Source organism: Bacillus cereus group sp. MYBK216-1, from assembly GCF_051916495.1.
Lineage (GTDB): Bacteria > Bacillota > Bacilli > Bacillales > Bacillaceae_G > Bacillus_A > Bacillus_A thuringiensis_K.
Window position 1 is genome coordinate 519,943 of the sequence record NZ_JBQAGT010000004.1, and the last position, 23,274, is coordinate 543,216.

Below are 23,274 nucleotides of genomic sequence, written 5' to 3' on the forward strand. Positions count from 1 at the left end.
TCATGGAAACGACTGTAAGAAAACAAAAGAAAAATTTAGAAACGAAGAAACCATCAATTTACTCTTTACAACTTCATGAAATGCAAGATTGGTTAAAGGAACAAGGAGAACCGAAGTTCCGTGCTGGACAAATTTTTGACTGGTTATATAAAAAACGTGTAAAAAATTATGAGGATATGTCAAACCTTTCTAAAGGATTGCGTGATAAATTGTCGAATTCCTTTGATATTACTACTTTAAACACGTTAGTAAAACAAACGTCTTCGGATGGAACAATTAAATTCTTATTCCAATTATATGACGGATATTCTATTGAAACGGTATTAATGCGACACGAATATGGAAATTCCATTTGTGTAACAACGCAAGTTGGTTGTCGTATTGGGTGTACGTTCTGTGCTTCGACACTTGGTGGATTAAAGCGAAACCTAGAAGCTGGAGAAATTGTAGCGCAAGTAGTAGAAGTTCAGCGTGCGCTTGATGAAACAGAAGAACGTGTAAGTTCTCTTGTTGTTATGGGAATTGGAGAACCATTTGATAACTACGATAATTTAATGGGATTCTTACGCATCATTAACCATGAAAAAGGACTTCATATTGGTGCGAGACATATGACTGTTTCGACGAGTGGAATTATCCCGAAAATTTATAAGTTTGCTGAAGAAGATCTACAAATTAATTTTGCGATTTCATTGCATGCTCCAAACTCAGAATTACGTTCAAAATTAATGCCGATTAACCGTGCTTATAAATTACCAGATTTAATGGAAGCTATTAAATACTATGTAAATAGAACAGGGCGTCGTATTACTTTTGAATATGGATTATTTGGAGGAGAAAATGACCAAGTAGAGCATGCTGAAGAGCTTGCTGCGCTCTTAAAAGGTGTAAAATGTCATGTGAACTTGATTCCGGTAAACTACGTACCTGAACGTGATTATGTACGTACGCCACGTGAACAAATTTTCTTGTTCGAGAAAACGTTAAAAGATCGTGGAGTGAATGTAACGATTCGCCGTGAACAAGGTCATGATATTGATGCAGCCTGCGGTCAGTTGCGTGCGAAGGAGCGCAAAGAAGAGACGAGGTGACGAGATGAAAGCCGTATTTCTATCGGATAAAGGAAAAGTTCGTCAACATAATGAAGATAGTGCAGGAGTTTTTCACAATTTAGATGGAAATGTATTAGCGGTAGTAGCAGATGGAATGGGAGGTCATCGAGCTGGTGATGTAGCTAGCTCGATGGCCATTCAATTATTCCATGATTATTGGAAGCAAACACATAATATGAATGAGCCGAAAAAAGTAGAACAATGGTTACATACTAGTGTTGGGATTATTAATGAGCGTATATATGAATACGCTCAGCAAAATGCGGAATGTAATGGTATGGGAACAACGCTTATAATAGCTGTTTGTACACCAAGCTTTGTGACAATAGGGCATATAGGAGATAGTCGTTGCTATATGGTATCAGAAGGAGAAATGACTCTAGTAACGGAAGATCATTCACTTGTAAATGAGCTTGTGAAACATGGTGAAATTTCGAAGGAAGACGCAGAGTATCATCCGAAAAAGAATGTGTTATTAAGAGCATTAGGAACAGAAGAAAAAGTTGGGTTAGATGTTAAAACGTTGGTGATTGAGGAAGATGATCAATTACTTCTTTGCTCTGATGGGTTATCAAACAAAGTTTCTATTGATGATATGCGACAAATTTTACAGTTAAATGAACAGCTTGAAGGTAAAGGGCAGCAACTCATTCAATTGGCAAATGATCGCGGTGGAGAAGATAATATCACACTTGTTCTTATTGATTATGCGGGTTCGACAAACGAAAGTAGGTGAAGTGCAACGTGCTGATTGGAAAACGCTTAAATGACCGTTATAAGCTGCTGAAAATGATTGGTGGTGGCGGAATGGCCAATGTATATTTAGCTCATGATGATATACTTGGCCGAGATGTAGCGGTAAAAATATTAAGACTCGACTACTCAAATAACGAAGAGTTTATTAAACGTTTCCATCGAGAAGCGCAGTCTGTTACAACGTTGTCGCATCCAAATATTGTGAATATGTATGATGTCGGAGAAGAAGATGGTATATACTATCTTGTCATGGAATATGTACCAGGGCAAACATTGAAGCAATACATAATTGAGCGAGGGATGTTACCTATAGGAGAAGCTCTTGATATTATGGAGCAGTTAACATCCGCTATGGCACATGCCCATCATTTTGAAATTGTGCATCGTGATATAAAGCCGCACAATATTTTAATTCGAGCTGATGGAATAATAAAAGTAACAGATTTTGGAATTGCGACAGCTACAAGTGCGACAACAATTACACATACAAATTCAGTGCTCGGTTCAGTCCATTATTTATCACCAGAACAGGCACGTGGCGGGATAGCAAATAAACAATCAGATATCTATTCTCTGGGGATAGTTATGTTTGAATTGTTAACAGGAAGACAACCGTTTTCTGGCGAATCTGCTGTTGCTATAGCTTTAAAACATTTACAAAGTGAAATCCCATCACCAAAAAGATGGAATGAAAATATTCCGCAAAGTGTTGAAAATATTATATTAAAAGCAACTGCAAAAGATCCGTTCCATCGATATCAATCTGCCAATGCGATGAAGCGAGATATTGAAACTGCGCTATATCCAGAGAGGATAAATGAGCAACCATTTTACATACCAGAAGATATGGAAGCGACGAAAGCGATTCCGATTATTCAACAAGAACAATTATTTGAAAATGTAAGTGATGAAACAATTGTTTTAAAAGGGAGTAAGGTGGAAGAACCGGTAAGAGCAGAAGCAGCTAAGTTAGATAAGAAGAAAAAACGGAGTAACAAGTGGCTTAAAGTTTTAATTTCAACATTTTTATTTTTAGCAATAGGAATAACATTAGCGCTTACGGTTATTCCAGGATTATTTATTCCGAAAGATGTGAAAGTTCCTGATGTGGCTGGTATGAAATACACGACAGCTGTAAATACATTAGTAGAAAAGGGCTTTGAGGTGACGGAGCCTAATATTGTATATACAGATGATGTTGAAGTTGGGGATGTAATAAAAACGGACCCTGTAGCAGGAAGAGTCGTAAAAGAAAACGCTAAAATTACTATCTATCAATCAGGTGGAAAAAAGAAAAGTAAGATGGCGAATTTCACAGGGCAAAACTTTGAGAGTGTAAAAGCTGAGTTAGAAGAAAAATATAAACAAGTTACAGTAAATTATATTGAAAATGATAAGCCAAAAGGTGAAATTGTAGAGCAAATTCCGACGCCTGATCAAATGGTTATAGAAGCGGAGCAAGAACTGAAAATCTGGGTAAGTAAAGGTCCTTATCAAATTAGACCAGGTGACTTTTCGGGGTGGACTGAAAATAGTGTAACTGGTTATTTGAATGAGAGAAAACTAACGTCAGATATAAAACGAGAGTATTCAGATACAATCGAAAAAGGACTTGTAATTTCGCAATTTCCAAAACCAGGTACACCATTAAAAGAGGGAGATAAAGTAACTATTATTATCTCTGATGGTCAAAAACCTAAAGTGACTAAAACGGTAAAAGTGGACAATATCTCTATCCTATATGAGCCTGCTGTAACTGGTGAAAAAAAACCGCAAACAATAGAAATTTATAAAGAAGACATGCAGCAAAAAATGGATAGACCGGTTGAAACGAGAACAATTACTGAATCAGCGACTATTTCTTTAGAATTTGTAATTCAAGAAGGTTCAAAGGGACACTATAAAATTGTACGAGATGGAATAACGATTATTGATAAAGAAGTACCATATCCAACTCAATAATAGTGAAAGTCTACTTATTATTATTATTATTATTATTATTGCCTGTTATGCTGTCTACAAAGTGGACGGTATAGCAGGCAAAAATATATGATTCAAAAAGCTAGTAAAGTGATGCAGCTGTAAATATTTTTTTGCATTTAATGGGAAATTTAATGTATATTAGCGAAAGTATATATGGTAGGTTTTGAAATCTTTATTTGGAAAAATTAAATCCATTCATTTTTAAATTCAGCATCACCTTATACAAAAAAAGGAGAATTCTATGCCAGAAGGAAAAATTATAAAAGCTTTAAGTGGGTTTTATTACGTGCAGCATGAAGAAGGGGTTACGCAATGTCGTGGGCGAGGTGTATTTAGAAAAAATAAAATTACACCACTTGTAGGAGACCAAGTTGTTTTTCAGGCAGATAATCCAACTGAAGGTTATGTGCTTGAAGTGTTTGATCGGAAAAATGAACTTGTTAGACCTCCTATTGCTAATGTCGATCAAGCGATCCTTGTGTTCTCTGCAGTAGAACCAGATTTTAACCCTGGACTGTTAGATCGATTTTTAGTGCTGATTGAATATCATAACATTAAGCCAATTATTTGTATTAGCAAGATGGATTTAGTAGATGAAAAGATGAAAGCAACTGTTGAAGCTTATGCGAATGATTATCGTGAGATGGGTTATGATGTTTTATTTACTTCTATTAATACGTCAGAAAGTATTGATATATTAAAACCATACTTAGAAAATTGTGTTTCTGTCGTTGCGGGTCAATCTGGTGTCGGGAAATCTTCAATGCTTAATGTGCTACGTCCAGAATTAGAGCTGAAAACAAATGATATTTCCTCCCATTTAGGACGCGGGAAGCATACGACAAGACACGTAGAATTAATTGCAATTGGGAGTGGGCTAGTAGCAGATACACCGGGTTTTAGTTCACTAGATTTCATTGATATAGAAGTAGAAGATCTTACATATTGTTTTCCAGAGTTGAAAGAAGCGAGCCAATACTGTAAATTTAGAGGGTGTACACATCTTTCTGAACCGAAATGTGCGGTGAAAGCTGCGGTTGAAGAAGGGAAGATTACAGAATATCGCTATAAGAACTATAAACAATTCGTAGAAGAAATTAGAGAGAGAAAGCCGAGGTATTAGTTATGATTAAAATTGCACCATCGATTTTATCAGCAGATTTTTCAAAATTAGGGGAAGAGATTAAAGATGTAGAAAAGGGCGGAGCGGATTACATTCACGTTGACGTAATGGATGGACATTTCGTACCAAATATTACGATTGGACCGTTAATTGTAGAAGCAATCCGTCCGATTACATCATTACCATTAGATGTACATTTAATGATTGAAAATCCTGATAACTATATCCCGACTTTCGCACAAGCGGGAGCGGATATTATTACTGTTCACGTAGAGGCGTGTCCGCATCTACATCGTACAATTCAGTTAATTAAATCTCATGGCATTAAAGCAGGTGTTGTATTAAATCCACATACGCCAGTTTCAGTGATTGAGCATGTATTAGAAGATATAGATATGGTATTACTTATGACAGTAAACCCTGGATTTGGTGGACAGAAGTTTATCCATTCTGTATTACCGAAAATTAAACAAGTTGCAGACATGGTGAAAGAGCGCAATCTAGAAGTAGAAATTGAAGTTGATGGTGGTGTAAATGCTGAAACAGCAAGACTTTGTGTGGAAGCGGGAGCAAATGTACTTGTAGCTGGGTCAGCAGTATACAATCAAAAAGACCGCGGTGAAGCAATTCGCGTAATTCGTGGGTAGTGATGAACTTTTATCCTAGTAAGGTATTTATAGGATAGGGTAAAAATACGTAAAAAGGCAATCTACCGAATGGCAGATTGCCTTTTTACAATGGAAGGGGAAGAAAAAATGATTATTCATATTTTGGCAGGAGGACCTTCGGAATATTGCGCAGATTTTGCTCGATATGAGAATGAGGAAGTAGTATGGGCAGCGGTTGATAGGGGAGTATACCGTCTATTAAAGAAAGGGATTACACCGGCTGTTGCGTTTGGAGATTACGATTCAGTTACTGAAGAAGAATTAGTATGGATGGGACAGCAAACGAACGAATTACATATTGTTCCGCGAGAAAAAGATCAAACGGATTTAGAAATTGCAATCAACTGGGCATTAGAACAGAAGCCGGCACTAATTCGTATTTTTGGTGCTACCGGTGGAAGGCTTGATCACGGTTTGGCAAATATACAGATGCTTTTAAAAGGATTAGAAGTAGAGATAGAAATGTGTATTGTGGACAATAAAAATGAAATAACAGTTAAAAAAGTGGGTACACATATAATTGAAGAAAATAAAAATTTTCCTTATGTATCTTTTGTACCAGTTACTGAAATAGTGGAAGGGATTACATTGTTTGGTTTTAAGTACCCTCTTACTAATAAAACAATAGAGTGGGGATCAACACTTTGTATTAGTAACGAACTCGTTGAGGAAAAAGGTACTTTTTCATTTACTTCTGGCATATTAATGTTGATAAGAAGCACTGATTGAAGAAACAATTTTGCTCCTTACATCATATAGTGACCAAGTGGAGTAATGGGGATTAGGAGGGAAACCATGAGATTTTATACAATTAAGTTACCTAAATTTCTTGGTGGAATAGTTCGTGCAATGTTAAATACCTTTAAAAAAGATTAAAAAAAGCACCTATCACCGGTGCTTTTTCCATTGTTATAGTAAAAAAAGAGCCTATTGGCTCTTTTTTTTATTATTAAACACGTTCGATTTTGCCAGATTTTAATGCTCTAGCAGAAACGTAAACACGTTGAACTTTTCCGTCGATGCGTACGCGAACTTTTTGAAGGTTAGCGCCCCACTTACGTTTTGTAGCGTTCATTGCGTGAGAACGAGAGTTACCAGAACGAGCTTTTCTTCCAGTAATAGCACAAACACGAGCCATTTATATTTCCCTCCCTTGATACCTTACCATACGTAATTTTTCAATGTTAGTCTTTTATGCGATGCTAAAAACACTACTATAATTTAACACAACTAAAAAGAGAATGCAACACCGTAGAAAAAAGAAATCAAGAAAATTTACTTGACACTATATGTCAATGAAGAAAAGTTGAAATCCATAAAAATTGCTTGACATATTATAGTGGTACATGTTGTATAATAACAATGGACTATTTTGCTCATCATAAAAAAGTGTAATTTAAAACATAAAATATGAGAGTGAAAAGAAAGAACGATGGAATTTTCTTTAAAAAGATTATATGATAGTAACTAAAGTAGTCTAGCTCACTTTCACCATTTATGAAGGGGGAAACGAGATGTCAATTGAAATTAAAACGAAGTACGGTCAAATTGATATTAGTACAGATGTAATTGCAACAATTGCTGGAGGTGCCGCGGTAGATTGCTACGGTATCGTAGGTATGGCATCAAAAAATCAGTTAAAAGATGGATTAACAGACATTTTACGAAAAGAAAACTTTACTAGAGGTGTTATTGTTCGTAAAGATGAAGATGAAGTACATATTGATATGTATATTATTGTGAGCTATGGTACGAAAATTTCAGAAGTGGCACATAATGTGCAGACGAAAGTGAAATATACATTAGATCAAACTGTAGGACTAGCAGTAGATTCTGTAAACATCTACGTACAAGGAGTTAAAGTAATAAACTTGTAATGTGCATTAAGGAGGAAAATCTGTGTCAATTCAAAAAATTGATGGAAAACGTTTATCACAAATGATCATGCAAGGAGCGAATAATTTAACAAACAATGTTCAGCTTGTTGATGCATTAAACGTATTTCCAGTTCCAGATGGCGATACCGGTACAAACATGAACTTATCTATGACTTCAGGTGCGCGTGAAGTGAAAGCAAACCCTTCACAGCATGCTGGTAAAGTCGGCGTAAGTTTAGCCAAAGGATTATTAATGGGAGCTCGTGGTAACTCTGGAGTTATTTTATCTCAGTTGTTCCGTGGTTTCTCTAAATCCATTGAACAAAAAGAAGAATTAACAACAGTTGATTTTGCTGCAGCACTAGAAGCTGGAGTAGAGGCGGCTTATAAAGCGGTTATGAAACCGATTGAAGGAACGATTTTAACGGTTGCAAGAGAAACGGGTAAATATGCAGTAACAGTTGCGAAAAAACAGCGCGACTTTGTTTTGTTTATGGAAGACGTTGTGAAAGAAGCAAACGCATCGTTAAATCGTACGCCAGATTTATTACCTGTATTAAAACAAGTTGGCGTTGTAGATAGCGGTGGTAAAGGTCTTGTAGTGGTATACGAAGGATTTTTAGCTGACTTAAAAGGAGAAACGATTTCTTCTGATGCACCGACGCAACCATCTATGAATGAAATGGTACGCGCAGAACATCACCGTAGTGTACAAAGCCAATTGAGTACAGAAGATATTAAGTATGGATATTGTACGGAGTTCATGGTGAAATTAGAGGCTGAAAAGGTGAAAGAGCATAATTTCTCTGAACAAAAATTCCGTGAAGATATTAGTGTATATGGTGATTCTCTACTAGTTGTGTCTGATGATGAAATTGTAAAAGTTCATATCCATGCAGAACATCCTGGAGACGCTATGAACTACGGACAAAAATACGGTAGTTTAATTAAGATTAAAGTAGAAAATATGCGTGAACAGCATACTGCTTTATTAGATGAACCTACTATGGTTCCTGAACAACCAGCTCAATCGAAAGAAAAACAACCATATGGTATCGTAACTGTAGCTATGGGGTCTGGTATTAAAACTTTATTTGAGAGCATCGGTGCAACGAAAGTTATCGAAGGTGGTCAAACGATGAATCCAAGTACGGAGGATATCGTGAAGGCAATTGAAGAAGCAAATGCTGAAAAAATCATTATTTTACCGAATAACGGAAATATTGTAATGGCAGCAGAACAAGCGGCATCAGTTGTAGATCAAGAAGTTATTGTTGTTCGTTCGAAAACAGTTCCTCAAGGTATGGCAGCAATGTTAGCATTTAACCCAGTTGGAACGTTAGAAGAGAATGAAGAAAATATGCAAGAAGCTTTATCTCATGTGAAAACAGGTCAAATTACATATGCTGTACGTGATACGGAAATTGATGGTGTAGCAATTCAAAAAGATGACTTCATGTGTATTGCAGATGGGAAAATTGTATCTACAAATGCTGAAAAAGTAGGAGCTGCGAAGCAATTACTAGAAGCGCTTATTGATGAAGATTCTGAAATCGTAACGATTCTACAAGGTGAGGATGCAACTGACGAAGAAGTAGCAGAGTTAGTTGAATTTGTAGAAGAGAAATTTGAAGATGCAGAAGTAGAAGTGCATGCTGGAAACCAACCAGTGTATTCTTTCATCTTCTCTGTAGAATAAGATAAGATTCGTTTTGAAAATAAATGGATTACTTACTTGCTAATGGATAAGAAGTAGTAATATGAAGTTTATTACTAGTTTTTATTCAAAAGGCTAGCATATTGAAGAGAGAAAAGAGCCTTGCTGCTAATAGTGAGGCTCTTTTTTACTTGTTTTATATAAGGGATTTGAGTAGTTTCTCTTAGAATGCCTATGATAGAATATATAAGGTGAAAGAGAGCGATTACAGATGCTAATTGGTACTCAAATAAAATGCAATAAAGAAAATAATGTGACGGGGTGTGAGAATCTTGAATGATGTTGTACAAGTTCCTGTTACGGATGTAAAGGGGATCGGAGGAGAAACATCTGAGTTACTACATGAGATGGGTATTTATACAGTTTCTCATCTATTAGAACATTTTCCGTACCGTTATGAAGATTATGCGATGAAAGATCTTGCTGAAGTAAAGCATGATGAACGTGTAACGGTTGAAGGAAAGATTCATAGTGCTCCTTTGCTGCAATATTATGGTAAGAAGAAATCGCGTTTAACAGTTCGTGTTCTCGTCGGTCGTTATTTAATTACGGCGGTATGTTTTAATAGGCCTTACTATAAGCAAAAATTAAAGTTAGATGAAACGGTAACGATTACTGGTAAATGGGATCAACATCGTCAAACAATTGCTGTATCAGAACTTCATTTTGGGCCGGTTGTACGTCAACAAGAAGTGGAACCTGTTTATTCAGTAAAGGGGAAACTTACAGTAAAACAGATGCGTCGTTTTATTGCTCAAGCGTTAAAGGAATATGGAGATTCTATAGTCGAAGTGTTACCGGATGGTTTGTTAGGGCGATATAAATTATTACCAAGATATGAAGCGCTTAGGGCATTGCATTTTCCGGTAGGACAGGAAGATTTGAAGCAAGCGCGTCGCCGTTTTGTATATGAAGAATTTTTCTTATTTCAGCTGAAAATGCAAACGCTCCGGAAAATGGAGAGGGAAAATTCAAAAGGGACCAAGAAAGAGATTCCGTCAGTAGAATTACAAGAATTTATCGATGCACTGCCGTTTCCATTAACGGGTGCACAGCGCCGAGTTGTAGATGAAATTTTGAAAGATATGACATCTCCTTATCGGATGAACCGACTATTGCAAGGTGACGTTGGTTCTGGGAAAACGGTTGTTGCTGCGATTGGCCTTTATGCATCGAAATTAGCTCATTATCAAGGTGCTTTAATGGTTCCTACAGAAATTTTAGCTGAGCAACATTATCAGTCGCTTGCTGAAACGTTTTCGCATTTTGGTATTAAGGTGGAACTGTTAACAAGTTCTGTTAAAGGTGCGAGACGTCGAGAAATTTTAGCGAAGTTAGAACAAGGAGAAATAGATATTCTTGTTGGAACGCATGCCTTAATTCAAGATGAAGTTATATTTCATAGGTTGGGTCTCGTTATTACAGATGAACAGCATCGATTTGGTGTAGCGCAGCGCCGAGTTTTACGGGAGAAAGGTGAAAGTCCAGATGTATTATTTATGACAGCGACACCAATTCCGCGTACGCTTGCGATTACTGCATTTGGAGAGATGGATGTTTCGATAATCGATGAGATGCCAGCAGGTAGAAAGGTGATTGAAACATATTGGGCAAAACATGATATGTTAGATCGCGTTCTCGGTTTTGTTGAAAAGGAGATAAAAAAAGGAAGACAGGCATACGTTATTTGTCCTCTAATTGAAGAATCTGAGAAACTTGATGTGCAAAATGCTATCGACTTACATAGTATGCTGACGCATCATTACCAAGGGAAATGCCAAGTTGGATTGATGCATGGGAGATTATCGTCTCAGGAAAAAGAAGAGATAATGGGACAGTTTAGTGAAAATAAAGTGCAAATTCTTGTATCGACAACAGTTGTTGAAGTAGGTGTGAACGTACCGAATGCGACTGTAATGGTTATTTATGATGCAGAACGTTTCGGTTTATCGCAGCTTCATCAGCTTAGAGGGCGTGTCGGCCGTGGTAGTGAACAATCATATTGTTTATTAATAGCAGACCCTAAATCAGAAACAGGGAAAGAAAGAATGCGCATAATGACTGAAACAAATGATGGATTTGTATTGTCAGAAAAAGATTTAGAATTACGAGGTCCTGGAGATTTCTTTGGGAGTAAGCAAAGTGGCTTACCAGAATTTAAGGTTGCTGACATGGTACATGATTATCGAGCGTTAGAAACAGCAAGGCAAGATGCGGCGATACTAGTAGATTCAGAAGCGTTTTGGCACAATGATCAGTACGCTGCCTTGCGTACGTATCTTGATGGGACAGGTGTGTTCCAAGGAGAGAAGCTCGATTAAAGGGAGTCAACAAAAGTTTTTGTTGCATTCTACTTTTAATGATTATATACTACTGTTAGTACCTAGTCATAAAAATGGATGGTGCGGTATGAAAAAAAGAAGAAGTAAAAAAGAAAGACAAGAGTTATTACAACAAACAATCGAATCAAATCCTTTTATTACGGATGAAGATTTAGCGGAAAAATTTCAAGTGAGTATACAAACAGTACGACTTGATCGTATGGAATTGTCTATTCCTGAATTAAGAGAGAGAATTAAACATGTAGCTACAAAGCAACATGAAGAAGATGTGAAATCTTTACCGTTAGAAGAGGTTGTTGGAGAAATTATTGATATTGAATTAGATAGACATGCAATCTCTATCTTTGAAGTAAAGGTAGAACATGTATTTAAAAGAAATCAAATTGCCCGTGGGCATCATCTGTTTGCGCAAGCAAACTCACTAGCTGTTGCGGTTATTGATGAAGAATTAGCTTTAACTGCAAAGTCTACCATTCGATACATTCGCCCTGTAAAATTAGGGGAGCGTGTTGTTGCAAAAGCGCGCGTTGAAGATGTAGAGAATGATAAGGGACGGACGGTTGTCAAAGTGCGTAGCTTCGTTGGAGAAGAACTTGTTTTTACAGGCACTTTTGAAATGTATCGATCTAGTAATTATAGTGAGGAAGGTAACAACTTATGAAAATCGCAATAGATGCAATGGGCGGAGATCACGCTCCAAAGGCTGTAGTATTAGGGGCAATGAAAGCTATTAAGGAATATTCTGATTTACATATTACGTTAGTAGGGAAAGAAGAGGAAATTCGTCAATACTTAACGAGTGATGAACGAATTACTATTCTTCATACAGACGAAAAAATAGAATCAACGGAGGAACCGGTAAGAGCGGTTCGTCGAAAAAAACAAGCTTCAATGGTGCTTGCGGCACAACAAGTAAAGGATGGAGAAGCAGACGCTTGTATATCCGCAGGTAGTACAGGAGCTTTAATGGCAGCTGGATTATTTGTAGTCGGTCGTATGGAAGGAATTGAGCGACCAGCTTTATCGCCTACAATGCCAACTGTAGATGGAAAAGGTTTTGTTATGTTAGATGTTGGAGCAAATGTTGATGCAAAACCAATTCATTTATATCAATATGCAGTAATGGGATCTGTTTATGCTGAGAAGGTAAGAGGAATTGAAAATCCTCGCGTTGGACTATTAAACGTTGGAACAGAGGATGGAAAAGGAAACGAGCTTTCAAAGCAAGTGTTTGCAATGCTTAAAGATGCGCCAATTAATTTCGTTGGGAACGTTGAATCAAGAGATTTATTGCAAGGTGTAGCAGATGTTGTTGTATGTGATGGTTTTACAGGGAATGTAGCGTTGAAATCATTAGAGGGAACAGCACTTGCGCTATTCTCTATGTTGAAAGAACAACTAATGAGTTCGTTTACGAGTAAATTAGCAGCGGCGGTATTAAAACCAAAACTTATGGTATTAAAAGATAAAATGGATTATTCGGAGTATGGAGGAGCTGCATTATTTGGATTGAAAGCACCTGTCATTAAGGCTCACGGTTCTTCTAATGACCAGTCGATATTTAGTGCGATTCGTCAAACGAGAGAAATGGTAGCGAAAGAAGTAATTCCTACGATTTCAAGCGTAATGGAGAAAGAGTCACTCCAATAAGAGGAGGATTTGAAATGGGAAAAATAGCATTTCTTTTTCCGGGCCAAGGTTCACAGGCAGTTGGAATGGGTAAACAATTAGCAGAGAATAATAAAGAGGTTGCAAAAGTGTTTGCAAAAGCAGATGAGGTGTTGCAAGATTCACTTTCAGAAGTGATTTTTGAAGGACCGCAGGAAAAGCTTACATTAACAACAAATGCGCAGCCTGCATTATTAACAACGAGTTTTGCTATTTTGACAGCTTTGAAAGAGTATGACATTACACCTGACTTTGTCGCTGGTCATAGTTTAGGCGAATATAGCGCTCTTGTAGCAGCTGGTGCATTAACTTTTGAAGATGCTGTATATGCTGTAAGGAAACGCGGGGAATATATGGAAGAAGCTGTTCCGGGTGGGGAAGGCGCAATGGCAGCTATATTAGGTGCTGATCCACATATGCTGAAACAAGTTACAGAAGAAGTAACAAGTGAAGGATATGCAGTGCAAATCGCTAATATGAATAGTACGAAGCAAATTGTAATTTCTGGAACGAAGCAAGGCGTAGAGGTTGCCTCTCAAAGAGCGAAAGAAAATGGTGCAAAGAGAGCGATTCCACTAAAAGTAAGTGGGCCATTCCATTCTTCACTTATGAAGCCGGCAGCTGAGAAGTTCCAAAGTGTTTTAAATGAAATTACAATTCATGACACGAATATTCCTGTTATTGCAAATGTTACGGCGGAAGTTATTACACGTGGTGCAGACATTCAAGAAAAGTTAATCGAACAGCTTTATTCGCCTGTATTATGGTACCCGTCTATTGAATATATGGTGAACCAGGGAGTAGATATATTTATTGAAATTGGACCTGGAAAAGTACTTGCTGGACTTATGAAGTCAATTGATTCATCAGTAAAAGCATATGCGATATACGATGAAGAGACATTAAAAGATACCATTTCAAATTTGAGAGGAGAAAACTGATGTTAAAAGGGAAGGTAGCATTAGTAACTGGCGCTTCACGTGGAATTGGTCGCGCGATTGCGATCGATTTAGCGAAACAAGGGGCAAATGTAGTAGTAAATTATGCTGGTAATGAACAAAAAGCAAATGAAGTAGTAGATGAAATTAAAAAATTAGGTTCTGATGCAATTGCGGTAAGAGCAGATGTTGCAAATGCTGATGATGTTACAGATATGGTGAAACAAACAGTAGATACATTTGGACAAGTTGATATTCTTGTAAATAATGCTGGTGTAACGAAAGATAATTTATTAATGCGTATGAAAGAAGAAGAATGGGATACAGTTATTAATACAAACTTAAAAGGTGTATTCTTATGTACAAAAGCAGTATCTCGTTATATGATGCGTCAACGTCATGGTAGAATTATAAATATCGCTTCTGTTGTTGGTGTTATAGGAAACCCAGGACAAGCTAACTATGTTGCTGCTAAAGCGGGTGTTATTGGATTAACAAAAACATCTGCAAAAGAGTTAGCAAGTCGAAATATTACAGTGAATGCAATTGCGCCGGGCTTTATTGCGACTGATATGACGGATGTACTAGATGAGAATATTAAAGCCGAAATGTTAAAAGTTATTCCAGCTGCTCAATTTGGTGAAGCGAAAGATATAGCGAATGCTGTAACGTTTTTTGCTTCTGATCAAAGCAAATATGTTACAGGTCAAACGTTAAATGTTGATGGCGGTATGGTAATGTAATAAAAGAATTGATTTCACCTAGTTTTTTTGGTCAATATTTAATATAATATTTGAGGGGAGGTGAATGGAATGGCAGATGTTTTAGAGCGCGTAACAAAAATCATCGTTGATCGTTTAGGAGTAGAAGAGACTGAGGTAGTACCAGCTGCAAGCTTCAAGGAAGATTTAGGAGCAGACTCCCTAGATGTAGTAGAACTTGTAATGCAATTAGAAGATGAATTCGAAATGGAAATTTCTGATGAAGATGCTGAAAAGATTGCTACTGTTGGCGATGCTGTGACTTACATAGAGAGTCATCTATAATGCTTAAGTGAAGTCCCGTTTTTTAGCGGGGCTTTCTCGGCTTATATCTGGAGGGACCTATGCCGTACCGAAAATATAGAGAAAAAAAATACGAAACAAAATATCGTGAAGCATTTAAAGTGTTTCAAGAAAAGATAGGTATTACGTTTACGGATGAAAAATTATTGATTCAAGCATTTACGCATTCATCGTATGTGAATGAGCATCGAAAAAAACCGCATGAAGATAATGAGCGTCTTGAATTTCTTGGAGATGCAGTATTGGAACTGACTGTATCGCAGTATCTGTTTCAAAAATATCCGACAATGAGCGAAGGAGAGTTAACAAAACTACGTGCAGCTATTGTATGTGAGCCATCTCTTGTTCGTTTTGCGAACGAATTGTCATTTGGTAGCCTTGTTTTATTAGGAAAAGGTGAAGAAATGACAGGTGGACGTGAACGACCAGCTTTATTAGCGGATGTCTTTGAAGCGTTTATTGGTGCCCTTTATCTTGATCAAGGGCTAGAAACAGTTTGGGAATTCTTAAAAGAAATTGTATATCCGAAAATTAATGAGGGTGCTTTTTCTCATGTGATGGATTATAAGAGTCAGTTGCAAGAATTGATTCAGCGTGATGGCAGTGGCAATGTTGAGTATCAAATTTTGCAAGAAAAAGGACCAGCTCACAATCGAGAATTTGTGTCACGTGTTACGTTAAATAACGTAGCTTTAGGTCTTGGTAGTGGTAAGTCAAAAAAAGAAGCAGAGCAACAAGCTGCTGCAGAAGCATTGAAAAAATTAAAAGAACAACTATAAGGAATCCCCCTTTGAATGAGGGGGATTCCTTGTGCATAGAATGAAACTTTCTTTTTGTTTGTAAAGAAAAAGAAGGTAAATCCGTATAATACTTGTTTTTGTATAGAGAACATTTATAAAGACGGAGAATAGGAGGAAGGCCTTTCGTGTTTTTAAAAAGATTAGAAATAGCAGGGTTTAAGTCTTTTGCTGAGCGTGTATCTGTTGATTTTGTCCCAGGTGTAACTTCTGTAGTAGGACCTAATGGAAGCGGGAAAAGTAATATTACTGATGCAATTCGCTGGGTACTTGGTGAACAATCTGCAAAATCATTACGTGGTGCAAAGATGGAGGATATTATTTTTGCAGGCAGTGATACGAGGAGAGCGGTTAATGTTGCTGAAGTAACAATAACTTTAAATAATGAAGATCAACGTTTACCAATTGAATACAATGAGGTGTGTGTAACACGTCGTGTATCTCGTTCAGGTGATAGTGATTTTTATATTAATAAACAATCATGTAGATTGAAAGATATTATTGATTTATTTATGGACTCTGGTATGGGAAGAGAAGCTTTTTCGATTATTAGCCAGGGGAAAGTTGAAGAGATTTTAAGTAGTAAGTCAGAAGAGCGTCGAGGTGTATTTGAAGAAGCGGCAGGCGTACTAAAATACAAACTTCGCAAAAAGAAAGCTGAAGGTAAATTAGCAGAGACACAAGAAAACTTAAATCGTGTACAAGATATAATTCATGAATTAAGTAGTCAAGTAGAACCTTTAGAAAGACAAGCTTCTATTGCGAAAGATTATCTTGAGAATAAAGAAGAATTAGAGAAAGTAGAAGCTGCGCTTATTGTCCATGAAATTGAAGAATTGCATGAGAAATGGGAAGCGCTTCGAAATCAGTTTGGGCATAATAAAAACGAAGAAGCTAAAATGTCAACGAATTTACAAAAAAGTGAAGAAGAGCTTGAGGAATTACGAGGACAATTACAAGCGGTAGATGAGTCTGTAGACTCGTTACAAGAAGTACTTCTTCTTTCTAGTAAAGAGCTAGAAAAACTTGAAGGACAGCGCGAGTTGTTAAAAGAGAGAAAGCAAAATGCTACGACGCATTGTGCGCAACTTGAGCAGTTAATTGTTGAATTAACAGAGAAAGCTAAAAGTTACGATGGTGAGATTGATTCAAGTACAGAAGCTTTAATGCAATTTGTGAATGAAGTAAAAGAGTTGGAGCAAAAATTGCATGATAATGAGCAATTACTTGCTACTTTTGCTGACAATTTAGAGGAACAGATTGAGAATTTAAAAGGTGACTATATTGAGCTTTTAAATCAACAAGCTAGTCATCGTAATGAATTATCTATGATTGAAGAACAATCTAAACAACAAAACTCTAAAAATGAACGCCTTGATGAAGAAAATGCGAAATATGTAGAAATGCGTATGGAAATTACAGCGAAAAAGACGAAACTTGTAGAAAGTTACGAACAAGCGAAAGAAAAAGTAGCTGGCATTCTCTCAAACATACAGAAGACAGAGGCGGCGCTTGGGAAATGTAAGACGCAGTATAGTGAAAATGAAACAAAACTGTATCAAGCATATCAATTTGTGCAACAGGCACGTTCTCGAAAAGAAATGCTTGAAGAAATGCAAGAAGATTATTCTGGATTCTATCAAGGTGTACGTGAAGTATTGAAAGCTAGAGAAAATAGGTTGCAAGGTATCGAGGGGGCTGTTGCGGAACTGTTAACGGTACCGAAAGAATACGAAGTTGCAATGGAAATCGCTCTAGGTGCAGCGATGCAGCATATTGTTGTACAAACAGAGGAGCATGCTCGTAATGCGATTGCATTTTTAAAGCAAAATAAACATGGACGTGCAACGTTTTTACCGCAAGCTGTTATTAAAAGCAGATCATTATCATTTGAGCAATTACGCATTGCAAATCAACACCCATCGTTTGTAGGTGTGGCGGCAGAACTTGTGCAGTACAATAATAAATATGAAAATGTAGTTTCAAATTTATTAGGTACTGTTATTGTTGCAAAAGATTTACGCGGGGCGAATGAGTTGGCGAAACAACTACAATACCGTTATCGCATTGTAACAATCGAAGGTGATGTAGTGAACCCTGGCGGTTCTATGACAGGTGGAGCGGTAAAACAGGCGAAATCTTCTTTATTAGGACGTCAACGTGAGCTAGAAGAGTGGACGAACAAGTTAACTGATATGGAAGAAAAAACGACGAAGTTAGAAAACTTTGTTAAAGCAGTAAAGCAAGAAATTCAAGAAAAAGAAGTACAAATACGCGAACTGAGACAAAGTGTAGAGGTAGAGCGTGTAGAAGAACAGAAATTAAGAGAAGAAATTAGTCGCTTAGAATTAGAAGAACATCGTATTAATGATCGTTTATCAATTTATGATTTAGAGATTGAAGGGTTCTTACAAGATCAAGTGAAAATGCAAGGGCGTAAAGAAGAGCTAGAAAAGATTTTAGCGACCCTTCAAGTGGAGATTACGGAATTAGATAGTAACATTGCAGCTTTAACGAAACAAAAAAGTGAGCAGCATTCTTCGAAAGAAAAAGTTCAAAAAGAAATGACAGAGTTAAAAGTGTTAGCAGCTGAAAAGCAACAACGCTTATCTAACCAAAAAGAAAAAGTTGAACGATTGACGAAGGAAAAAGAAGAAACAGATGCAACGCTTGTTAAAACGAAAGAGGACTTAGCATTCTTAAAACAAGAAATGACATCGAACTCAAGTGGTGAAGAGCAAATTACGAATATGATTGAGAAGAAAGCATACGATCGTAATCAAACTTCAGAGTTAATTCGCTCTCGTCGTGAACAACGTGTATCGTTACAAGAGAGAGTAGAACAGTTAGAGCGTAATCTGAAAGAGACCACAGGTAAACATAAATACATTCTTGAGATGTTGAAAGATCAAGAGGTGAAAATTAACCGACTTGATGTAGAGTTAGAAAATAGATTACAACATTTACGTGAAACATATACAATTTCATTTGAAGCGGCAAAACTAAAATATACAATGACAATGCCTGCAGAAGATGCGCGTAAGAAAGTAAAATTAATCAAATTATCCATAGAAGAGTTAGGTACAGTGAACCTAGGGGCAATTGATGAATATGAACGTGTAGCGGAGCGTCATACATTCTTACTAGAGCAGAGAGACGACCTAGAAGAAGCGAAAGCGACATTGCACCAGCTTATTACCGAAATGGATGAAGAAATGAAAAAACGCTTTTCTACTACGTTTGAAGGCATTAGAATGGAGTTTCAATCGGTATTCTCTGAATTATTTGGAGGCGGTAGAGCGGATTTAGTAATGACTAATCCAGAGGATTTACTAAATACGGGTATTGATATTGTAGCACAACCGCCAGGGAAGAAACTGCAGAACTTAGGTTTACTTTCAGGTGGAGAGCGTGCTTTAACAGCAATTGCGCTTTTATTTGGTATTTTAAAAGTACGCCCAGTACCGTTCTGTGTACTAGATGAGGTAGAGGCAGCCCTTGATGAGGCGAATGTAGCTCGTTTTGCACAGTATTTAAAGAAATTCAGTGATGAGACGCAGTTTATTGTAATTACACATAGAAAAGGTACAATGGAAGAGTCTGATGTGTTGTACGGTGTAACAATGCAAGAATCGGGGGTATCTAAACTTGTTTCGGTTCGTTTAGACGCCGGAGAAGAACTTATTGCAAGTGAATAGGAAGGATGGGAAAGTATGAGTTTTTTTAAAAAACTAAAAGAAAAAATTTCAAAACAAACGGATACAGTTACAGAGAAATTTAAACAAGGATTAGAAAAAACGAGAAATTCATTTGCGGATAAAGTGAATGATTTAGTGTATCGTTACCGTAAAGTGGACGAAGATTTCTTCGAAGAGTTAGAAGAAATCTTAATCGGTGCAGACGTTGGCGTTGCGACGGTAATGGAATTAATTGACCAATTGAAAGAAGAAGTACAACGTCGTAACATTCAAGATCCAAAAGAAGTACAAGCTGTTATTTCAGAAAAACTAGTAGGAATTTACAAAGGTGACAGCGATTTTAGTAACGAAATTAATATGCAAGAGGACCAATTAACGGTTGTTTTATTTGTTGGTGTTAATGGTGTAGGAAAAACGACGACAATTGGTAAACTGGCGCATAAGTTTAAATCAGAAGGTAAGTCAGTCCTATTGGCGGCAGGAGACACATTCCGTGCTGGAGCGATTGAACAATTAGAAGTATGGGGCGATCGCGTTGGTGTAGAAGTGATTAAACAAGGATCTGGATCTGATCCAGCGGCGGTTATGTATGACGCTGTACAAGCAGCGAAAGCACGTAAGGTAGATGTATTACTATGTGACACAGCAGGACGCTTGCAAAATAAAGTGAACTTAATGAAAGAGTTAGAGAAGGTAAAGCGTGTAATTGAGCGTGAAGTACCAGGTGCTCCTCATGAAGTATTGCTTGTTATTGATGCAACAACAGGACAAAACGGTTTAAGCCAAGCGAAAACATTTCGTGAAGCAACGAATGTAACTGGTATTGTTTTAACGAAGTTAGATGGAACTGCTAAAGGTGGTATTGTATTAGCGATTCGTAACGAAATGGATGTACCGGTGAAGTTTGTTGGATTAGGAGAGCAGATGGATGACTTGCAGCAGTTTGATCCAGAACAATATGTGTATGGTTTATTTGCGAACTTAGTAGAAACAGAAGAAGTATAAGCGAAAGAAGCGGTATTTCCGCTTCTTTTTCTACAAAAAATATATGATGTTAAGAAAAAAACTTGACACTCTTTTGGACTACATGTAAACTAATTCATGTAAAGGGAAATCACTTAACAAAGGATGATCCAACATGCTCGAAAAAACAACGAGAATGAACTATTTATTTGATTTTTATCAATCGTTGTTAACGCAAAAACAAAGAAGTTATATGTCGCTTTATTATCTAGATGATTTATCTCTTGGTGAAATTGCGGAAGAATTTGATGTAAGTCGCCAAGCCGTGTATGATAACATTAAACGGACTGAAGCGATGCTTGAAGAATATGAAGAAAAATTAGTATTACTTCAAAAGTTTCAAGAGCGACAGCGACTTGTTGCAAAGCTAAAACAGCTAATCAGCGAAGAAGAGCATGTGAATGAAGAAATGAAACAAGTTGTTGAAGCTATCGAAAAATTAGATTAGGAGGGCGGCAATATGGCATTTGAAGGATTAGCCGACCGACTTCAACAGACAATGCAAAAAATCCGCGGCAAAGGAAAAGTTTCTGAAGCCGATGTGAAAGAAATGATGAGAGAAGTTCGTCTAGCTCTTTTAGAAGCGGATGTTAACTTTAAAGTAGTAAAAGATTTTGTGAAGCGTGTGTCTGAACGTGCTGTCGGACAAGATGTAATGAAAAGTTTGACACCTGGACAACAAGTAATTAAAGTTGTACAGGAAGAACTTACAGAACTTATGGGCGGAGAGCAAAGCAAAATTGCTGTTGCTAATAAGCCACCGACTGTTATTATGATGGTTGGTCTGCAAGGTGCGGGTAAAACAACGACGACAGGTAAGCTTGCGAATTTGCTTCGTAAAAAGCATAATCGTAAACCGATGCTTGTTGCAGCGGATATTTACCGTCCAGCAGCGATTAAACAGCTTGAAACATTAGGGAAGCAATTGGACATGCCTGTATTTTCTTTAGGAGATCAAGTAAGTCCTGTTGAAATTGCGAAACAAGCGATTGCAAAAGCAAAAGAAGATCATCACGATTATGTTTTAATCGATACAGCGGGTCGCCTGCATATTGATGAAGAATTAATGGATGAATTAGCGAAAGTGAAAGAAGTTGCGAAACCGGATGAAATTTTCCTTGTTGTCGATGCGATGACCGGGCAAGACGCGGTAAATGTTGCACAAAGTTTCCATGAACAGTTAGGTTTAACAGGTGTTGTATTAACGAAATTAGATGGTGATACGCGCGGTGGTGCTGCATTATCTATTAAGGCTGTAACAAACACGCCGATTAAATTTGCTGGTATGGGTGAAAAACTAGATGCAATTGAAGCGTTCCATCCAGAGCGTATGGCATCCCGTATTTTAGGGATGGGCGATGTCTTAACGTTAATTGAAAAAGCGCAAGCTACAGTTGATGAAGAGAAAGCAAAAGAACTTGAGCAAAAAATGCGTACGCTTTCGTTTACGCTTGACGATTTCCTAGAACAACTTGGACAAGTGCGCCAACTTGGGCCGCTTGATGAATTGTTAGGAATGCTTCCTGGTGCAAATAAAATTAAAGGGCTGAAAAATGCGCAAGTTGATGAAAAACAAATTGGGCATATTGAGGCAATTATTCGTTCTATGACTAAATTAGAACGAGAACAACCGGAAATAATCAATGCTAGTCGCAAAAAGCGCATTGCCAAAGGTAGCGGTACAACTGTACAAGAAATCAATCGTCTAATTAAGCAATTCGATGACATGAAAAAAATGATGAAGACGATGACGGGAATGCAAAAAGGTAAGAAAAAAGGACTAGGTGGATTGAAGTTTCCATTCATGTAAGGAAAAAAAGATGGCTCTGTTAAGAAAAAATACTTTACAAAGCAATAGTCTTTTTGCTAATATAATTATCTGTGTGAAATAAATTCGGAGGTGCTTTATAAATGGCAGTTAAAATTCGTTTAAAACGTATGGGAGCTAAAAAAACTCCTTTCTATCGTGTAGTTGTTGCAGATTCTCGTTCTCCTCGTGACGGACGTTTCATTGAGGAAATCGGAACTTACAATCCAGTTGCTCAACCAGCTGAAGTTAAGATCAACGAAGAAGCAGCATTAAAATGGTTAGGAAATGGTGCTAAACCATCTGATACAGTTCGTAACTTATTCTCTAACCAAGGTATCATGGAGAAATTCCACTTATCTAAACAAGGTAAGTAATTGAGGCAATGACTATGAAGAAGTTAGTCGAGACGATTGTCAAGCCTCTTGTCGATTATCCTGAAGATGTAAAAGTTACACAGGAACTTTGCAACGGAGAGATAAAGTATCGATTAACTGTACATCCTGAGGATGTTGGAAAAGTCATTGGAAAGCAAGGGAGAGTTGCGAAGGCGATTCGAATGCTCTTGTATTCAGTGGGACATCATAATGATGAAAAAGTAACACTGGAAATTCAATAAACGTAAAAAGGGCGAGGAGTTATTCCTCTCCCTTTTTTAACATTTAAATAGAGATTGCATGTTCCATCTGTGAAATGGAGAT

Annotated in this window: 23 protein-coding genes; 22 read left to right on the forward strand and 1 reads right to left on the reverse strand. The window is 37.2% G+C overall.

The window, feature by feature from the left end; genetic code table 11:
• The first annotated feature begins 2 nt into the window (after positions 1–2).
• The 7 genes from rlmN to spoVM all read left to right on the forward strand — a co-directional run bounded on the left by rlmN (position 3) and on the right by spoVM (position 6,518).
• On the forward strand, positions 3–1,091 hold the full coding sequence (gene rlmN, locus ACTFRH_RS17245; protein ID WP_000450541.1) for a 23S rRNA (adenine(2503)-C(2))-methyltransferase RlmN: 1,089 nt from the start codon (positions 3–5) through the stop codon (positions 1,089–1,091).
• A 4-nt stretch (positions 1,092–1,095) separates the two neighbouring features.
• Positions 1,096–1,848, forward strand: a complete 753-nt coding sequence (locus tag ACTFRH_RS17250) for a Stp1/IreP family PP2C-type Ser/Thr phosphatase (RefSeq protein WP_000648704.1) — start codon at positions 1,096–1,098, stop codon at positions 1,846–1,848.
• Positions 1,849–1,856: 8 nt separating this feature from the next.
• Positions 1,857–3,830: a Stk1 family PASTA domain-containing Ser/Thr kinase gene (gene pknB / locus ACTFRH_RS17255; protein WP_000904753.1), complete on the forward strand. Its 1,974-nt coding sequence runs from the start codon at positions 1,857–1,859 to the stop codon at positions 3,828–3,830.
• A 262-nt stretch (positions 3,831–4,092) separates the two neighbouring features.
• Positions 4,093–4,974, forward strand: coding sequence for a ribosome small subunit-dependent GTPase A (rsgA, locus tag ACTFRH_RS17260; RefSeq protein WP_001113932.1), 882 nt, complete (start codon positions 4,093–4,095; stop codon positions 4,972–4,974).
• A gap of 2 nt (positions 4,975–4,976) precedes the next feature.
• Positions 4,977–5,621, forward strand: a complete 645-nt coding sequence (gene rpe / locus ACTFRH_RS17265; RefSeq protein WP_000589974.1) for a ribulose-phosphate 3-epimerase — start codon at positions 4,977–4,979, stop codon at positions 5,619–5,621.
• A 69-nt stretch (positions 5,622–5,690) separates the two neighbouring features.
• Positions 5,691–6,371, forward strand: a complete 681-nt coding sequence (locus ACTFRH_RS17270; protein WP_000752664.1) for a thiamine diphosphokinase — start codon at positions 5,691–5,693, stop codon at positions 6,369–6,371.
• Between the two features lie 66 nt (positions 6,372–6,437).
• Positions 6,438–6,518 carry a stage V sporulation protein SpoVM gene (gene spoVM / locus ACTFRH_RS17275; protein ID WP_001213599.1) on the forward strand — a complete coding sequence of 27 codons (81 nt, stop codon included), beginning with the start codon at positions 6,438–6,440 and terminating at the stop codon, positions 6,516–6,518.
• A 73-nt stretch (positions 6,519–6,591) separates the two neighbouring features.
• On the opposite strand, the gene rpmB is transcribed toward spoVM, so the two are convergent.
• Positions 6,592–6,780, reverse strand: coding sequence for a 50S ribosomal protein L28 (gene rpmB, locus ACTFRH_RS17280; RefSeq protein ID WP_000124776.1), 189 nt, complete (start codon positions 6,778–6,780; stop codon positions 6,592–6,594).
• A gap of 376 nt (positions 6,781–7,156) precedes the next feature.
• On the opposite strand from rpmB, the gene ACTFRH_RS17285 reads away from it, so the two are divergent.
• The 15 genes from ACTFRH_RS17285 (at position 7,157) to ACTFRH_RS17355 (ending at position 23,192) form a co-directional block, all read left to right on the forward strand.
• A complete protein-coding gene (locus tag ACTFRH_RS17285) occupies positions 7,157–7,519 on the forward strand; it encodes an Asp23/Gls24 family envelope stress response protein (protein ID WP_000021109.1) in 363 nt (120 codons plus the stop codon).
• Between the two features lie 22 nt (positions 7,520–7,541).
• Complete coding sequence (locus tag ACTFRH_RS17290; protein ID WP_000027129.1) at positions 7,542–9,218, forward strand: DAK2 domain-containing protein; 1,677 nt, start codon at positions 7,542–7,544, stop codon at positions 9,216–9,218.
• Between the two features lie 290 nt (positions 9,219–9,508).
• Positions 9,509–11,557: an ATP-dependent DNA helicase RecG gene (gene recG / locus ACTFRH_RS17295; protein WP_001000812.1), complete on the forward strand. Its 2,049-nt coding sequence runs from the start codon at positions 9,509–9,511 to the stop codon at positions 11,555–11,557.
• Between the two features lie 88 nt (positions 11,558–11,645).
• Positions 11,646–12,239 carry a transcription factor FapR gene (fapR, locus tag ACTFRH_RS17300; RefSeq protein WP_000747349.1) on the forward strand — a complete coding sequence of 198 codons (594 nt, stop codon included), beginning with the start codon at positions 11,646–11,648 and terminating at the stop codon, positions 12,237–12,239.
• On the forward strand, positions 12,236–13,228 hold the full coding sequence (gene plsX, locus ACTFRH_RS17305) for a phosphate acyltransferase PlsX (RefSeq protein ID WP_000684100.1): 993 nt from the start codon (positions 12,236–12,238) through the stop codon (positions 13,226–13,228). The genes fapR and plsX overlap by 4 nt, the downstream gene beginning before the upstream one ends.
• 14 nt (positions 13,229–13,242) lie before the next feature.
• Positions 13,243–14,187 carry an ACP S-malonyltransferase gene (gene fabD, locus ACTFRH_RS17310; RefSeq protein ID WP_000515904.1) on the forward strand — a complete coding sequence of 315 codons (945 nt, stop codon included), beginning with the start codon at positions 13,243–13,245 and terminating at the stop codon, positions 14,185–14,187.
• The gene (gene fabG / locus ACTFRH_RS17315) at positions 14,187–14,927 is read left to right on the forward strand and encodes a 3-oxoacyl-[acyl-carrier-protein] reductase (RefSeq protein ID WP_000911771.1); all 741 of its coding nucleotides are present in this window, start codon (positions 14,187–14,189) and stop codon (positions 14,925–14,927) included. Before fabD ends, fabG begins: the two co-directional genes overlap by 1 nt.
• Positions 14,928–14,996: 69 nt before the next feature.
• The gene (gene acpP / locus ACTFRH_RS17320; protein ID WP_000786062.1) at positions 14,997–15,230 is read left to right on the forward strand and encodes an acyl carrier protein; all 234 of its coding nucleotides are present in this window, start codon (positions 14,997–14,999) and stop codon (positions 15,228–15,230) included.
• Between the two features lie 59 nt (positions 15,231–15,289).
• Entirely contained in the window at positions 15,290–16,027 is a 738-nt protein-coding gene (gene rncS, locus ACTFRH_RS17325; protein ID WP_001146875.1) for a ribonuclease III, read from the forward strand.
• Between the two features lie 146 nt (positions 16,028–16,173).
• Positions 16,174–19,743: a chromosome segregation protein SMC gene (smc, locus tag ACTFRH_RS17330; protein ID WP_000478969.1), complete on the forward strand. Its 3,570-nt coding sequence runs from the start codon at positions 16,174–16,176 to the stop codon at positions 19,741–19,743.
• A gap of 15 nt (positions 19,744–19,758) precedes the next feature.
• On the forward strand, positions 19,759–20,748 hold the full coding sequence (gene ftsY / locus ACTFRH_RS17335; protein WP_000007655.1) for a signal recognition particle-docking protein FtsY: 990 nt from the start codon (positions 19,759–19,761) through the stop codon (positions 20,746–20,748).
• Positions 20,749–20,881: 133 nt separating this feature from the next.
• Positions 20,882–21,214 carry a putative DNA-binding protein gene (locus tag ACTFRH_RS17340; protein ID WP_000891062.1) on the forward strand — a complete coding sequence of 111 codons (333 nt, stop codon included), beginning with the start codon at positions 20,882–20,884 and terminating at the stop codon, positions 21,212–21,214.
• Positions 21,215–21,226: 12 nt separating this feature from the next.
• A complete protein-coding gene (gene ffh, locus ACTFRH_RS17345) occupies positions 21,227–22,576 on the forward strand; it encodes a signal recognition particle protein (protein WP_000863460.1) in 1,350 nt (449 codons plus the stop codon).
• A 101-nt stretch (positions 22,577–22,677) separates the two neighbouring features.
• The gene (gene rpsP, locus ACTFRH_RS17350; protein ID WP_000268750.1) at positions 22,678–22,950 is read left to right on the forward strand and encodes a 30S ribosomal protein S16; all 273 of its coding nucleotides are present in this window, start codon (positions 22,678–22,680) and stop codon (positions 22,948–22,950) included.
• Between the two features lie 14 nt (positions 22,951–22,964).
• Positions 22,965–23,192, forward strand: coding sequence for a KH domain-containing protein (locus tag ACTFRH_RS17355; RefSeq protein WP_000737401.1), 228 nt, complete (start codon positions 22,965–22,967; stop codon positions 23,190–23,192).
• Positions 23,193–23,274 lie beyond the last annotated feature (82 nt).

Excerpts from the sequence above, each read along its gene's own strand:
- ACTFRH_RS17355 (WP_000737401.1), top strand. The coding sequence starts at position 22,965 with ATGAAGAAGTTAGTCGAGACGATTGTCAAGCCTCTTGTCGATTATCCT.
- spoVM (WP_001213599.1), top strand. The coding sequence starts at position 6,438 with ATGAGATTTTATACAATTAAGTTACCTAAATTTCTTGGTGGAATAGTT.
- rncS (WP_001146875.1), top strand. The coding sequence starts at position 15,290 with ATGCCGTACCGAAAATATAGAGAAAAAAAATACGAAACAAAATATCGT.
- ffh (WP_000863460.1), top strand. The coding sequence starts at position 21,227 with ATGGCATTTGAAGGATTAGCCGACCGACTTCAACAGACAATGCAAAAA.
- ACTFRH_RS17250 (WP_000648704.1), top strand. The coding sequence starts at position 1,096 with ATGAAAGCCGTATTTCTATCGGATAAAGGAAAAGTTCGTCAACATAAT.
- rpsP (WP_000268750.1), top strand. The coding sequence starts at position 22,678 with ATGGCAGTTAAAATTCGTTTAAAACGTATGGGAGCTAAAAAAACTCCT.
- rpe (WP_000589974.1), top strand. The coding sequence starts at position 4,977 with ATGATTAAAATTGCACCATCGATTTTATCAGCAGATTTTTCAAAATTA.
- acpP (WP_000786062.1), top strand. The coding sequence starts at position 14,997 with ATGGCAGATGTTTTAGAGCGCGTAACAAAAATCATCGTTGATCGTTTA.
- ACTFRH_RS17340 (WP_000891062.1), top strand. The coding sequence starts at position 20,882 with ATGCTCGAAAAAACAACGAGAATGAACTATTTATTTGATTTTTATCAA.
- rpmB (WP_000124776.1), bottom strand. The coding sequence starts at position 6,780 with ATGGCTCGTGTTTGTGCTATTACTGGAAGAAAAGCTCGTTCTGGTAAC.
- rlmN (WP_000450541.1), top strand. The coding sequence starts at position 3 with ATGGAAACGACTGTAAGAAAACAAAAGAAAAATTTAGAAACGAAGAAA.
- rsgA (WP_001113932.1), top strand. The coding sequence starts at position 4,093 with ATGCCAGAAGGAAAAATTATAAAAGCTTTAAGTGGGTTTTATTACGTG.
- fabG (WP_000911771.1), top strand. The coding sequence starts at position 14,187 with ATGTTAAAAGGGAAGGTAGCATTAGTAACTGGCGCTTCACGTGGAATT.
- ftsY (WP_000007655.1), top strand. The coding sequence starts at position 19,759 with ATGAGTTTTTTTAAAAAACTAAAAGAAAAAATTTCAAAACAAACGGAT.
- plsX (WP_000684100.1), top strand. The coding sequence starts at position 12,236 with ATGAAAATCGCAATAGATGCAATGGGCGGAGATCACGCTCCAAAGGCT.
- fapR (WP_000747349.1), top strand. The coding sequence starts at position 11,646 with ATGAAAAAAAGAAGAAGTAAAAAAGAAAGACAAGAGTTATTACAACAA.
- ACTFRH_RS17270 (WP_000752664.1), top strand. The coding sequence starts at position 5,691 with ATGGCAGATTGCCTTTTTACAATGGAAGGGGAAGAAAAAATGATTATT.
- ACTFRH_RS17285 (WP_000021109.1), top strand. The coding sequence starts at position 7,157 with ATGTCAATTGAAATTAAAACGAAGTACGGTCAAATTGATATTAGTACA.
- fabD (WP_000515904.1), top strand. The coding sequence starts at position 13,243 with ATGGGAAAAATAGCATTTCTTTTTCCGGGCCAAGGTTCACAGGCAGTT.